Annotated in this window: 10 protein-coding genes and 1 tRNA gene; 7 read left to right on the forward strand and 4 right to left on the reverse strand. The window is 68.8% G+C overall.

Annotated elements, in window-relative coordinates:
* The first annotated feature begins 64 nt into the window (after positions 1 to 64).
* The gene (locus tag ACLJT4_RS25955) at positions 65 to 1,522 is read left to right on the forward strand and encodes an MFS transporter (RefSeq protein WP_411125679.1); all 1,458 of its coding nucleotides are present in this window, start codon (positions 65 to 67) and stop codon (positions 1,520 to 1,522) included.
* Between the two features lie 18 nt (positions 1,523 to 1,540).
* Here ACLJT4_RS25955 and ACLJT4_RS25960 read toward each other — a convergent pair whose 3' ends face one another.
* Positions 1,541 to 2,536 (reverse strand): helix-turn-helix transcriptional regulator, encoded by a 996-nt coding sequence (locus ACLJT4_RS25960; protein ID WP_411125681.1) that lies wholly within the window; start codon positions 2,534 to 2,536, stop codon positions 1,541 to 1,543.
* Positions 2,537 to 2,625: 89 nt separating this feature from the next.
* Between ACLJT4_RS25960 and ACLJT4_RS25965 the strand changes: the two genes are divergently transcribed.
* The 5 genes from ACLJT4_RS25965 to ACLJT4_RS25985 all read left to right on the forward strand — a co-directional run bounded on the left by ACLJT4_RS25965 (position 2,626) and on the right by ACLJT4_RS25985 (position 9,300).
* Complete coding sequence (locus ACLJT4_RS25965) at positions 2,626 to 4,104, forward strand: MFS transporter (protein ID WP_411125683.1); 1,479 nt, start codon at positions 2,626 to 2,628, stop codon at positions 4,102 to 4,104.
* 171 nt (positions 4,105 to 4,275) lie between these two features.
* Complete coding sequence (locus ACLJT4_RS25970) at positions 4,276 to 5,280, forward strand: aldo/keto reductase (RefSeq protein WP_376447400.1); 1,005 nt, start codon at positions 4,276 to 4,278, stop codon at positions 5,278 to 5,280.
* A 748-nt stretch (positions 5,281 to 6,028) separates the two neighbouring features.
* Positions 6,029 to 7,762 carry a recombinase family protein gene (locus ACLJT4_RS25975; RefSeq protein ID WP_411125686.1) on the forward strand — a complete coding sequence of 578 codons (1,734 nt, stop codon included), beginning with the start codon at positions 6,029 to 6,031 and terminating at the stop codon, positions 7,760 to 7,762.
* A 1,047-nt stretch (positions 7,763 to 8,809) separates the two neighbouring features.
* Positions 8,810 to 8,884, forward strand: a tRNA-Leu gene (locus ACLJT4_RS25980).
* A gap of 74 nt (positions 8,885 to 8,958) precedes the next feature.
* A complete protein-coding gene (locus tag ACLJT4_RS25985; protein ID WP_411125688.1) occupies positions 8,959 to 9,300 on the forward strand; it encodes an HNH endonuclease in 342 nt (113 codons plus the stop codon).
* Positions 9,301 to 9,369: 69 nt separating this feature from the next.
* Here ACLJT4_RS25985 and ACLJT4_RS25990 read toward each other — a convergent pair whose 3' ends face one another.
* Complete coding sequence (locus tag ACLJT4_RS25990) at positions 9,370 to 10,149, reverse strand: hypothetical protein (RefSeq protein WP_411125690.1); 780 nt, start codon at positions 10,147 to 10,149, stop codon at positions 9,370 to 9,372.
* Positions 10,150 to 10,906: 757 nt separating this feature from the next.
* Here ACLJT4_RS25990 and ACLJT4_RS25995 point away from each other — a divergent pair.
* Positions 10,907 to 11,842, forward strand: a complete 936-nt coding sequence (locus ACLJT4_RS25995; protein ID WP_411125692.1) for a major capsid protein — start codon at positions 10,907 to 10,909, stop codon at positions 11,840 to 11,842.
* Between the two features lie 60 nt (positions 11,843 to 11,902).
* On the opposite strand, the gene ACLJT4_RS26000 is transcribed toward ACLJT4_RS25995, so the two are convergent.
* Together ACLJT4_RS26000 and ACLJT4_RS26005 are read right to left on the reverse strand one after the other, a co-directional pair.
* Positions 11,903 to 12,373: an NUDIX hydrolase gene (locus ACLJT4_RS26000; RefSeq protein WP_411125694.1), complete on the reverse strand. Its 471-nt coding sequence runs from the start codon at positions 12,371 to 12,373 to the stop codon at positions 11,903 to 11,905.
* 3 nt (positions 12,374 to 12,376) lie between these two features.
* Positions 12,377 to 13,120 carry a helix-turn-helix domain-containing protein gene (locus ACLJT4_RS26005; protein ID WP_411125696.1) on the reverse strand — a complete coding sequence of 248 codons (744 nt, stop codon included), beginning with the start codon at positions 13,118 to 13,120 and terminating at the stop codon, positions 12,377 to 12,379.
* Between the last annotated feature and the right edge of the window lie 367 nt (positions 13,121 to 13,487).

Raw genomic sequence — 13,487 nt, forward strand, 5'->3', positions numbered from 1 at the left:
GTCCCGCACCCGGCCGGGCACCCCGCCGGGGGCCGTCCGGCCCGGATCGTTGTAGCGTTCAACCATGCCTGACCTCAGCCGTCGGCGGCGTCTGCTCGTCCTGGCGATCTGCTGCATGAGCCTGCTGATCGTCAGCCTCGACAACACCGTCCTGAACGTCGCCCTGCCCTCGATGCAGCACGAACTGGGCGCCTCGATCTCCGGCATGCAGTGGACGATCGACGCCTACACCCTGGTGCTGGCCGCACTGCTGATGCTCGCCGGCTCGACCGCGGACCGCCTGGGCCGGCGCCGGGTCTTCACCGCCGGCCTGGTGGTCTTCTCCCTCGGCTCCCTGCTGTGCAGCCTGGCGCCCGACCTGGGGTGGCTGGTGGCGTTCCGGATGGTGCAGGCGGTCGGCGGCTCGATGCTCAACCCGGTCGCCATGTCGATCATCACCAACACCTTCACCGACCCCCGGGAGCGGGCCCGCGCCATCGGGGTGTGGGGCGGGGTGGTCGGCATCAGCATGGCCGCCGGGCCGGTGATCGGCGGGCTGCTGGTGCAGAGCGTCGGCTGGCGCTCGATCTTCTGGATCAACGTCCCGATCGGCGCCCTGGCGCTCTTCCTCACCTTCCGTTACGTGCCCGAGTCCCGCGCCCCGCGCCCGCGCCGGGTCGATCCGGTGGGCCAGCTGCTGGTGATCGCGCTGCTCGGCTCGCTGACGTACGCGATCATCGAGGCCCCGGAGGCCGGCTGGACCTCGGCGGAGATCCTGGCGTTCACGGTGGTGGCGCTGGTCTCCCTGGCCACCCTGATCGGCTACGAGCGGCGCCGCCGGGAACCCCTTATCGACCTGCGGTTCTTCCACAGCGCGCCGTTCGCCGGCGCGACGGTGATAGCGGTCTGCGCGTTCGCCGCGCTGAGCGGCTTCCTGTTCGTCAACACCCTCTACCTCCAGAACATCCGCGGCCTGTCCGCCCTGAACGCCGGCCTGTACATGCTGCCGATGGCGGGCATGACGCTGGTCTGCGCGCCGCTGTCCGGGCGGCTGGTCGCCAGTCGGGGCGCGCGGCTGCCGCTGCTGCTGGCCGGCTGCGCGATGGCGACCAGCGGCGCCCTCTTCGCGGCCTTCAACACCGCGTCGGCGACCGGTCTGCTGTTCACCGGATACGTCCTGTTCGGCATCGGATTCGGCCTGGTCAACGCCCCGATCACCAACACCGCGGTGTCCGGCATGCCCCGCACCCAGGCGGGCGTCGCGGCGGCCGTGGCCTCCACCAGCCGGCAGGTCGGCGGGTCGCTGGGGGTCGCGGTGATCGGTGCCGTACTGGCAGGCGGGGCGCACGTCGGCGCCACCCGCCCCGAGTTCCTGGCCGCGGCCCACCCGGCCTGGTGGATCATCACGGGCTGCGGCGGCGCCATCTTCTTCCTCGGCGCGCTCACCACCGGCCGCTGGGCCGCCGCCACCGCCCGGCGCACCGCCACGCTCTTCACGGACGAGGCGCCGCAGGACCACCACCGGGCGCGCGCCGGTTCGTGACGAGCGGCCGGGCGCCGGCTACGCCGACGGCGCGTCGGCTCCCGCGGCCTCCGGCCGGGCTCCGGGCCGCTTCCGGGCCAGTTCCGCCAGCTCCGTCAGGCGCACCCGGGACGTGTCGTCCACCGGCGTGTACGTGAGCACCTTCGGGCCGGGGTTGGGGCCCGTCCACAGGTTGGTGCCGGTCAGCTGGAGGACGCCGACGACCGGGTGTCGGAACACCTTGACCGCGCTGGTCGCCCGCTCGACCTCGTGCTCGGCCCACAGCGCGCGGAACTCCGGCGACGCCTCCGTCAGCCGGGCCACCAGCGCCTTCCACCCCGGCTCCGCGATGTGCTCGGCCATCGAGGCCCGGAACTTCGCGGTCATCGTGCGGACCGTGGCCTCCCGGTCGACCAGGCTCGCCCGCCAGCCGGGGTGGGTGAACGCCAGCCACATGCAGTTGCGGTCCTCGTCGGGCAGCGCGTCCAGGTCGCACAGCAACTGCCCGTACGGGGCGTTGTAGGCGAGGATGTCGAACCGGCTGTTCTGGACGACGGCCGGATACGGCTCCAGCCCGTCGAGGATGTCCCGCAGCGCCCGGGGGACGCCGGTGCACTCCTTGCCCGGCAGCGGATCGACCGCCCCGGCCAGGGCGAAGAGGTGGCTGCGCTCGGCGCGGTCCAGTTGCAGGGCCCGGGCGACCGCGTCCAGCACCTGCGGGGAGACGTGGATGTCCCGGCCCTGCTCCAACCACGTGTACCAGGTGACGCCCACGGCGCCGAGGTGCGCGACCTCCTCGCGGCGCAGCCCCGGCGTGCGGCGGCGGCTGCCGCGCGGCAGCCCGACCTGCTCGGGGGTGATCCGCTCGCGCCGGCTGCGCAGGAACGCCGCCAGCTCGGCCCGTCGGACCGCGTCGTCGGCCCGGTGCCCGGCGCCGCCCACCGGCCGCGGCCCCTTCGGCCTGGCCGTCCCGCTCGTCCTGGTCGTCCCGCTCATGCGCGCCGCCCCGGCGAGCTCGGTCACGTCCACTGTCATGGGTCCAGCGTGCCCCAGACCGCAGCCGGTTGCCAGGTAGCGCCGGTACCAGGATAAGGACACTCTGGTACCTGGTTGAGCGGCGCACGATGCTCGTCTGCGTGAGCGAAACCCCGATAGCGTCCCCCGCCCCACCGGCCCCGTCCACCACCCGGACCACTACGGTCCCACCCCGTCCGGCGCCCGCCCCGCTGCTGACCCCGCTGGGCCTGCTGACCGTGCTGCTGGGCGCGGCCCTCCCCCTGATCGACTTCTTCATCGTCAACGTCGCGCTGCCGACCATCGACCGCGACCTGGACGCCGGCCCGGCGATGCTGGAGATGGTCGTGGCCGGTTACGGCGTCGCCTACGCCACCTTGCTGGTGCTCGGCGGACGGCTCGGCGACATGGCCGGGCGGCGCCGGCTGTTCCTGTGGGGACTGGCCGCCTTCGGCCTGACCTCGCTCGCCTGCGGGCTGGCCCCCGACGCCTGGACCCTGGTGGCCGCCCGGGTCGCCCAGGGCGCGGCGGCCGCACTGTTGCTGCCGCAGGTGCTGGCCACCATCCAGGCCGCCACCACCGGCAAACGGCGCGCGAAGGCCGTCAGCCTGTACGGCGGCACGGCCGGGGTCTCCAGCGCCGTCGGCCAGGTGCTCGGCGGGCTGCTGGTCTCGGTGAACCTGGCGGGCAGCGGCTGGCGCGCGGTGTTCCTGGTGAACGTCCCGATCGCGGCCGTCGCCTGGCTGCTCGCGGCCCGCACCGTGCCGGAGAGCCGCTCCCCGCACCCCAGCCGGGTGGACGGCCCCGGCACCGCGCTGCTCGCCACCTCGCTGATCACCCTGCTGCTGCCGCTGACCGAGGGCCGCGCCGCCGGCTGGCCCCTGTGGTCCTGGCTGCTGCTGGCCGTGTTCCCGTTCGCGGCCGTGGCGTTCGTGGCCGTGGAACGCCGCGCCGAACGCACCGGCCGCACCCCGCTGGTGCCGCCCTCGCTCTTCCGCCTCCCCTCCGTCCGCAGCGGACTGACCATGATCGTCCCGTTCTCGCTGGGCTTCGGCGGGTTCATGTTCGTGGTGGCGGTCGCCCTGCAGAGCGGGCTGCACTACGGGCCGCTGGCCGCGGGCGTCTCCCTGGCCCCGCTCTGCGTCGCCTTCTTCGTCGCCTCGCTGGCCGGACCCCGACTGGTGCAGCGCTTCGGGCGCAAGGTGGTCGTCACCGGCTCGCTGGTCCAGGGCGCCGGCCTGCTCCTCCTGGCGCTGACCGTCCACGCGGACTGGCCCGACATCCCGGTCGCCGCCCTCGCCCCGAGCATGGCCGTGCTGGGCGCCGGCCAGGGACTGGTGCTGCCGGTGCTGATGCGGATCGTGCTGAGCGAACTGCCGGCGACGCAGGCGGGGGTCGGCGGCGGCGTGATGGTGACCACCCAGCAGTCGGGCCTGGCCCTGGGCGTGGCGACGCTCGGCACGCTGTTCCTCTCCCTGCTGCCCACCACCGGGATCCGGGACGCGTTCCTCGCCGCCGTGCTCACCCAGTTGGCGATCGTCGCGGGCACCACCCTGCTCGGCCTCCGCCTCCCCCGCACCCTGCGCTGACCTGTGCTGACACCCCACCGCTGCACCACCGCGGGCGCGCTCCGCCCGCACACCCCCACCCTTACGAATGACAAATATTGAAATCTGTCAGCCGTCATGCGAAGGTGGTTACCGGCACGGCGCGCCCCGGCACGCCGGCCGCACCTTCCCCTCCCCACCCAGGAGCACGACGTGCAGACCCGCACCCTCGGCACCAGCGGCCCGCAGACCTCCGCCCTCGGCCTCGGCTGCATGGGCATGTCCGCCCTCTACGGCGACGCCGACCGCACCGAATCCCTCGCCACCGTCCACGCCGCCCTCGACGCGGGCATCACCCTGCTCGACACCGGCGACTTCTACGGCATGGGCCACAACGAACTCCTCATCAACGAAGCCCTCCGCACGGCCCCCGCCGCCGCCCGCGAAAAGGCCCTCATCAGCGTGAAGTTCGGCGCCCTACGCACCGTCGAGGGCGGCTTCAGCGGCTACGACGGCCGCCCCGCCGCGGTGAAGAACTTCGCCGCCTACTCCCTCCAGCGGCTGGGCACCGACCACATCGACATCTACCGGATCGCCCGCGTCGACCCGGACGTCCCGATCGAGGAGACCGTCGGCGCCATCGCCGAACTCGTCGAAGCCGGCCACGTCCGCCACATCGGCCTCTCCGAGGTGGGCGCTGAGACCCTCCGCCGCGCCGCCGCCGTCGCCCCGATCTCCGACCTCCAGATCGAGTACTCCCTGCTCTCCCGCGGCATCGAGGACGCGATCCTGCCCACCGCCCGCCAGCTCGGCATCGGCATCACCGCGTACGGCGTGCTGTCCCGCGGCCTGATCAGCGGCCACTTCGGCCGCGACCGCCAGCTGGCCGCCAACGACTTCCGCGGCATGTCCCCCCGCTTCCAGGGCGACAACCTCACCCGCAACCTCGACCTCGTCGACGCCCTCCGCGCGATCGCCGACGCGAAGGGCATCACGGTCGCCCAGACCGCCATCGCCTGGGTCCTCTCCCGCGGCGAGGACATCGTCCCCCTGATCGGCGCCCGCCGCCGCGACCGCCTGACCGAGGCCCTCGGCGCCCTCGACACCCCTCTGGACGCCACCGACCTCACCGCCATCGAACGCGCCATCCCCGCCGGCGCCGCCGCCGGCGACCGCTACCCGGCCTCACAAATGGCCCACCTCGACAGCGAAAACTAACGGTTCGTACGTCGTCGGCCGTCCCGCCGCGGGGGTTTCTGTTCGCGCCTGCGGCGCGGGGCCGCTGCGCGGGGCGTCGTCGTACGTCGCCGGCTATCCCGCCGTGGGGGTTTCTTTTGCGCCTGCGGCGCGTTGCCGCTGCGCGGGGCTGGTCGGGTGCGGTGCCGGGGGGGGGGGGGGGGGGGGGGGGGGGGGGGGGGGGGGGGGGGGGCGGGGCGCCCCCCCCCCCCCCCCCCCCCCCCCCCCCCCCCGACCCCTCCCGTATGAGGTGGGAGGGGGAGACGGTGGGGGTTCGCGTGGGTGGGTTGGCGCGCGTTGTGTGTGGCGTGGTGCGGGAGCCTAGGCCAGCCCACCTGTGCGCCTTGGTACTGGTACACAGGGCCCCTATCCGCCTTCCGACAGGGATCCAGGACCTATGGCGCTTTGGCAGGCGGATGCAGGCCCCCAAACTCCTCCTCGACACACCCGCACCAACCCACCCACCCCAGGCCCCACCCACCCATCTTTCAACCCACCCCCTCCGGCCCGTCACCGCCACCCAACAGCCCCGCGCAGCGGCCCCGCGCCGCAGGCGCAAACAGCACCCCCACGGCGGGACAGCCGACAACGCCCGCGCCGCCAGGCGCAAACGGCAACCCCCACGGCGGGAAAGCCCCGAAGCTCCAGAGTTGTAGTTCTGGAGTGATCACCCGTGGTGGCATCTACGCAGGTCAAGCCTTGTGGGAACGCGTCGGTCCCTACCGGGGGCATGGACACTTCACAAAGAGCCCTCGCGGGGACCGTCTTCCCCGAGACCCTGCGCGGGGTCCGATGCGTCCGCCTCTCGGTGCGGACGGATGAGACGACCAGCCCCGAGCGGCAGCGCGAGGCCGACGACATAGCGGCGGCAGCGCTCGGGATCGATTTCGGAGAGGGTGATGCACTTCGGGAAGCTGTGGACCTGGACGTGAGCGCGTCCAAGGTCGGCCCGTTCGATCGTCCGCAGCTCGGCGGATGGCTCGCCCAGCCGGAAGCTTTCGATGCGCTGGTGTGGTGGCGCTTCGACCGGGCCATCCGGTCCATGGGCGACATGCACGAGCTTGCAAAGTGGGCGCGAGCCCATCGCAAGATGCTCGTCTTCGCCGAGGGCATCGGCGGGGGCCGGCTGGTCTTCGACTTCCGCAACCCCATGGACCCCACGTCCGAACTCATGATGATGATGCTCGCCTTTGCCGCACAGGTAGAGGCACAGAGCATCAAAGACCGCGTGACCGGCGCACAGGCAGCCATGCGCAAGATGGCACTTCGGTGGCGCGGCGGCGGTCGCCCGCCGTTCGGCTACCTGCCTGCCCCCATGCCCAAGGAACACGGCGGGGCGGGCTGGACGCTCGTTCCCGATCCGGACGCCGTGCGCGTCATTGAGCGGATCATTGCCGCACTGCTGGAAGGCAAGAGCCCCCGGGCCATCGCGCTCATGCTCAACAAGGACGGGGTGCTGTCCCCCTCCGAGCACTGGCGGGCGTACAAAGCCCGGATCAAGGGCATCACCGGCACCGATGGCGACACCGAGACCGACGCGCCGAAGCGGAAGCCCACCCCGTGGCGTGGTCAGCGCATCGTCGAAATGCTCACCAGCCCCGCACTGCTGGGCTGGAAGATGCACAAGGGCAAGCCCGTCCGTGACGACCAGGGCAACCCCGTCATGGCGACTGAAACGCCGATCGTGACCCGCGAGGAGTTCGACCAGATCGGCGCGCTGTTGGCGCCGAAGCCCACGGAGCAGAAAGCACCGACGCGTACGGATTCGGCGGCGCTGCTGCTACGGGTCATCCACTGCACCGGATGCGGCAGCCGCATGTACCTCAACAAGTCCTCCGGGGCCTACGGGTGCAGCTCGTACAAGTACGGGACGTACTGCCCGGCCCCCGTCACCATCCGCGGAACGTGGGTGGACGAGTACGTGACCGCTGAGTTCCTGCGACTGGTCGGCTCGGTGCAGTTCACGCGCATCACGGAGATCCCCGGGTACGACCCACAGCCCGAAATCGACGCCACCGTGGCCGAGATGGAGGAGCACGACGCACAGAAGGACCGTCGCAAGTCCCAAGCGGGCATGACTGCCTGGCAGCGGCGTGCAGACGCACTTGACGCGCGGCTGGCCGAACTGGAGTCGAGGGAGAAGACCGAGCCCCGGCGCGAGATCGTCCCCACCGGGCGCACGTTCGCCGACGAATGGCACACGTCCGACACAGCAGGCAAGCGCGCCATGCTCATCGAGGCAGGCGCACGCTTGGACGTAAAGCGCGGCACCAAGGGCGGATGGCGAATGCTCGACCTGCGACGAGTGGAGTTCGCCATCACCGGAGAGCTTGACCCGTGCATTGAGGAAGCCGCAGCCACGGCCGATCACCTCGCAGCGGAAAGCAACCCGGACCACGCGCCCACGCCGGGAGCGAGCGCGCACCGGAACCTCACCCCGCAGACGCTCACAACCGCCGCGTAGCGGCCCAGGGAAGCCCCGGCACCCCCGACCCCGTGGCCGGGGCTCTCTGGTGCCCGCAGACAGGCAGGTATGCCGCTCCGGGGGTATCGCTGGCTCCGGGGTCGGGCTGCGACTGCCCTCCAGCGGATAGGGAGGGTGTTGGAGTGACGGTTTACACCACTTTTCAGAAACACGTAAAAAAGTAAGAGAGAAGAGAGATTGGGGTCTCAGCCGACACCGCGTCACTGTCCGGTGCCCACAGGAATCCCTCGGTCCCTACTGTCTGGGAACCCAGAGGGATCGAGCCCCACGGCCTACCGTGCAAGCGGTCAGGGCGCGGGAATTCGTCGGTCCCTACTACCGGGGAAGCAGGGGACAGTGAGCCCGGTTCCGCTACGGCGGGCAGGAATTCGCTGGTCCCTACTACTCCATAGAGAGCGGGATTACCGCGCACCCACCCCAAGGGGGAACACGGCGGACTGAGTGCCCACTCTCGGAACAGCGTTGCCCGCACAACACATTGCGGGCGGCGCGCGGGGACTGCACGGCCCATGAGCAACCGCCCAACCGGTGCGCTGCTTCGGGGTGTGTGCAGTCCCCTCGGTGCCCGTACCGGTCCGTATAGCCGAACGGCTAAAGGTGTGCCGTACTCAATCTGTAGAGCCACATTGCGGATCTCTAATTGAGACTCTGGCCGGTTACGATGTTAGCGGCGTTCTCAACCACCCCGACGGATCCATCCAAGCGTCCAGTAATATCCGAAATATCCAACGGCAGGTCAGCTCCGCCGCATTGGTTAAGGGGAGTGCTGACGGGGACTTGCCCAAGGAGGCCGCTAGCGCTGCCTGAAGCGTGCTTTGTTGGCCCTGCCGCGCCGCTGGAGTGCCCGTTGGCGCAACTGTTGTCCATGGCCGGGGACAAGAAGACGAGGACACCGCCGGCGGATGCGGGGGCGGCGGTTGCTAGTCCGGCTCCGAGTGCTGCGGCGGTGAGCCCGAGTGCGGTGGCTGTCCTACGAGTGGTCATGACCCATCAACGACGTGCGGCCCGTCCAGGCGCCGCATGTTCGCCCGTCTGGCCCAACTGGCAAGAGGCACGCGGCCTAGACCCGCGGTGTTCCCGGTTCGAGTCCGGGGGCGGGCACTACTGCTGACCAGCTCGTTTGCTGTTCGGCGACGAGCACCAGGACCAAGGACAACGAGCACCAGGAGGTGAAGATGAACGGCTGTATCGACTGCACCAGTCCAGCAACTCGCCGTGGACGGTGCGACGTTCACGACCAGGCGCACCAGGACCGGCCATCGGTTCAGGCGCGGCGTTCGCGTGGCCGGCGACGGGCGAAGCGGTTCGACGCTGCTGCGCGGCTCCGGCGACAGGTTCGGGAGCGCGGTTACGCGTGGTGTGACTGGTGTCTGCTGTACCACTTCGCGGACGCCGTGGAGGTGGACCACGTGCGGCCCCTCGCGTTGGGAGGGGCCGACACGGACGGGAACGTTCAGGTGTTGTGCCGGGGGTGCCATCGGCTTAAGACGAGCACCGAGTTCGGGGCTTCACCGTGATCGCGGTTGCGCCCTTCCGGGCGGGAAGAGGGTCCGCGTCTGGCTCATCGCTCCTACTGACAACCGTGTCTACGCGGGCCGGACCTGGTCTGTCACGTCTTCGCTCTTGGCGGAGTCGCCCAGCATGGCGGCAGCCACGAAGCCGGGCAGAGTGATCGTTCCGTCGTTGTGCCGCCGCACCGGCGGGTTCTTGGGGCGAGATGTCGCCTCAGCGGCGGCGCGCAGCTTTTCCAGCATCTGAGCGGGCATCGGCACTTCCCGAGCCACGATCACATCTCGGAGGCTCCCTTCGACGCCGGGCGCGGTGACCGTGCCGCTGAATCGCCCGGCTGTAAGTGGTACGCCCGTCAAAGAAAGGTAGTAGACGAAGTCTCCGTCGAGGATGCGCATGACGGGCGTGGCTTCCAGCCACATCATGTGGCCTGGCGGGATGATCACTTGGAGTGAATCGGTGAACTTCTTCTTCTGGGTCCATGTCTGTGAGAACCCAGAGGTCACCGACACTTTGACCACGTCGAAGAACCCGGCTTCGACAGTCGCAGAGATGTGGAACGTCGTTTCTGTACCGATCTCCTCCTCGCCGGTGAGGGTCCGCGTGACGGGGTGGGACGTCGCGTTGGCCACGGCTGGCGAGATTGCCTTCGGCGCCCCGAAGTCGTACTGCATCACCTTGTGTCGTCCGATGACCCCGAAGGCCCATGAGTCATTTTCGAATTGCTCCCATTGCTCAGGTGCGATGCGGTTCGGGTCGATCGTCGGCAGGCTGCCGATGCGGGACGGATCGATCCCGTGCTTACGAAGCTGCGCGTCGATGGCCGCGTTGTTGGGGTAACGCTCCAGTAGTGGCACACGGTTTCCTTGTCTCGGTGGCCTGAGCAGCCCGCAGGGCCGCACTCGCAGCGAGAATTTAGCGCACGAGCAGACACAGTCTGTCGAGGTGCAGTCGCTCCGCGTAGCAAGAAATTGGCCATGGTCACGTCCATGAGGCCCCGTGCCCACGCTGCACTTGCGCCCCTTCAGGAGTGTGTGACGCCCGCCTATCGCCCATCGGAGGTGCCCCCATGCCCCGTAGACCCCGCCCCCCTTGTTCCGTCCCCGGGTGCCCCGAGCTGACGCGCACTGGTGGTCGCTGCGACCGGCATCGACGTGAGGCTGAGAGGCAGCGCGGTACGTCTGCTGAGCGGGGCTACGGGACACGGTGGCAGCGCATCCGTAAGGCGTACCTGTACCGGAATCCGTGGTGTCTGCTGTGTGGTCGCACGGCGACGGTTGCTGACCATTTCCCTGTGTCGCGCCGTGAGTTGGTCGCGCAAGGGGTGAGCGATCCTGATGCGTTTGCTCGTCTGCGTCCGTTGTGTGCGACGTGCCATAACAGCGAGACAGCGAGGCATCAACCGGGCGGTTGGGCTGCCGAAAAACGTTCAGATTCGCAGCATTTTTGAATGAATTACCAGGGGGGTACCCCCTTCCCCTCCCGCTGCTGATCGGCAGGGAGGTGACTTTCTCGCATGGCTAAATAAGCCAATTCTGTGGGCTGGTTCATTCGCCAGCCACCGACGAGAGGGTGGACATCCGTTCGCCCTCGCTTATCTCAAAGGAGAATTTTATGGCTCTCACCCTTACCGAATCCGCGAAGCTTTCGCTTGACCAGTTGCAGCGTGGCGTGATCGAGACGTTCGTGCACGAGTCCCCGATCCTGGACCGGCTTCCGCTGATTCAGGTGACCGGGAACGCATACAAGTACAACGAGGAGTCCAGCCTTCCCGGCGTTTCCTTCCGTGCTGTGAACGAGGCTTACCCGGAGAGCACGGGCACGCTGAACCAGCGGATCGAGACCCTCGCCATCCTCGGCGGGGACGCCGACCTGGACAAGTTCATCGTGCAGACCCGGGGCAACCTGAACGACCAGCGAGCCATTCAGACCATGCTCAAGGTCAAGGCGGCGTCGATTCACTTCGCCGACCAGTTCTTCAACGGTGACGTGGAAGTCAACCCGAAGGGTTTCGACGGGCTGCGCAAGCGGCTGCTCGGCGCTCAGGTGCTCGATGCGAAGGAGACCGGTCCTGTTGCCAACGGCTATGACTTCTTTGACACCTTGGACGCACTGACCGCACAGGTACGTGGCATCAACGGCTCCAACGGAGCGCTGTACATGAACGCTGCTGTCCGGGCGAAGATCGAGTCCGGGTTCCGTCGGCTCGGTGGCGGCGAATTGCTCAGGGAGGTCATTGCGGGGAAGAGCACCGTCATGTGGAAGGGCGTCCCCCTCCTGGACGCCGGGCAGAAGCTCGACGGAGCGGACGTGCTGCCGCTCACGGCGGGCACGGGCGGGAAGCAGACCGGTGACATCTACGCGGTGCGCTTCGGTACCAGCGAAGCTGACGCCGGTGTCTCCGGACTGACCAACGGTGGTGTCCAGGTGACCGACTTGGGCGAGGCGCACGACAAGCCCGTCTACCGGACCCGCATCGACTTCTACTGCGGTCTCGCACTGTTCGGCGGCAAGGCCGCTGCCCGTCTGACGAACGTTCTCGTCGGCTGATCAACTCTGAGCCCCCGCGCTCGTCACCCTTCACCGGGGGGCGGGTGCGGGGGCATTTCGCTATCCGAGGTAAGGCATCGGCCGGTCCTCCAGGAAGTGTTGGAGTCGTAGCCGTTGGGTGTGGTGCATGGGAAGCGCGTCTAGTTCGCTGGGCTCCACGAAGCGGACCTCCGTGCTCTCGGCAGAGACGGTCAGCGAGCCGCCGACGATGCGCGCCCGGAAGCACACATTGAACTGCCGCCTTACCTCCCCGTTGCTGTACGCGATGATGTGGCGCGGGTCGGTGTACGTGCCGACCAGTCCCGTGATCTCCACGTCGTAGCCGGTCTCTTCCATGACCTCCCGCACGGCCGTTCCCGGTAGTGATTCAGCCATGTCCATTCCGCCGCCGGGCAGTGCCCAGAGGTCATTGTCTCGGCGGCGCTGTAGCAGGATTCGGCCTCTATCGTCGGTCACGACCGCTGAGGCAGCGACGACGAGGCTGTTCGGCTTCGGCGCGTCGGGGTCGTCGTAATACTCGGTGCGTGCCACTCTCTAGCCTTCCTGCACAGGCGTTGCCTGTTCCCATACGCCGTTGAAGCTCTCCGCGTAGCTGTCGAATATCCCACCGTCGCTGTTTCGCCGTAGGTGCCATACGGGCGCGCCATACGCGTTTACGCCCCAGACGTGTGCGTTGACCAACATCTGATCGTCGCTGCGATAGAGGCTGTTGTAGAGGGTTGTGCCGTGCGTCCGCAGTTCGATCCCAGACACCCCGAGCAATGGCCGGTAATGCAGGAGCGCGAGTCGGCAGCGCGACTCGATCCCGTGGCCAAACCGTTCTTCCCTCCCTCGCTGCTTGACGTTCTCGCTGTCGGCGTCCCCAATGGCGATTCGGACGGTGCACCCCTCGGCGGCCCGCTCGCGCAGGAGGTCGTTCAGACGCGGGTATGCCTCGTGCAGGAAGACCGCCGCATAGACCAGAACATCAATGCGCTCATGCGCTTGGGCGAACAAATCCGCGTACGTGGAAACAGGGACATCGGCCCGTTGGTCGTACAGCGCGACCAGTTCGGGACTGACCGCCCGTGCGGAGCGGGCCTGCCTGAGTGCTGGCCACAGTGCGTGCATATCTTCCCCTAACGCCTCGGCTGCCTTGAGTGCGGTTGCTCGCCTCGGCGTGCGCCCGAGGTTGACCCACCGTTCAACACTCTTGGGATCAACGCCGGTTGCTTTGGCTAGGTCTGAGTGCGTCCACCCTTTGGACGCCAAGCCGGCCCGCAGACGATCGTTCCGCATAGTCAGTGTCACCCCGCACGTTTGGACGTTGCTAGGGACGTTCTACCCGCCGTGGGACGTCCCGAAGTGGGAAACGTACGAGGTTCCTACGTCCTGGTGGAGGGCGGAAAGATCGGCACCATGACCGAGCCGACGAGATACTCCGCAGCCCCGGTTGTACTGCCTCTACGCCTGGACGTGGAGCCCGTGCCTGTAGACGGTTGTGATGTGTGTGCGGCGCTGGCCAAACATCGGGCGGAAGCACGGAAGCGCGGGGACGGGTCTGCGGCGTCCGATTGCAACATCGAGATCCACCAGCACCCAGAGCACCAGCGATGACAACCGAAGTGCGCATCGTGCGGAACGTGGTTGATGCGTCGCTGCGAGA

Source organism: Streptomyces sp. x-19 (assembly GCF_046549115.1).
GTDB lineage: Bacteria > Actinomycetota > Actinomycetes > Streptomycetales > Streptomycetaceae > Streptomyces > Streptomyces albulus_C.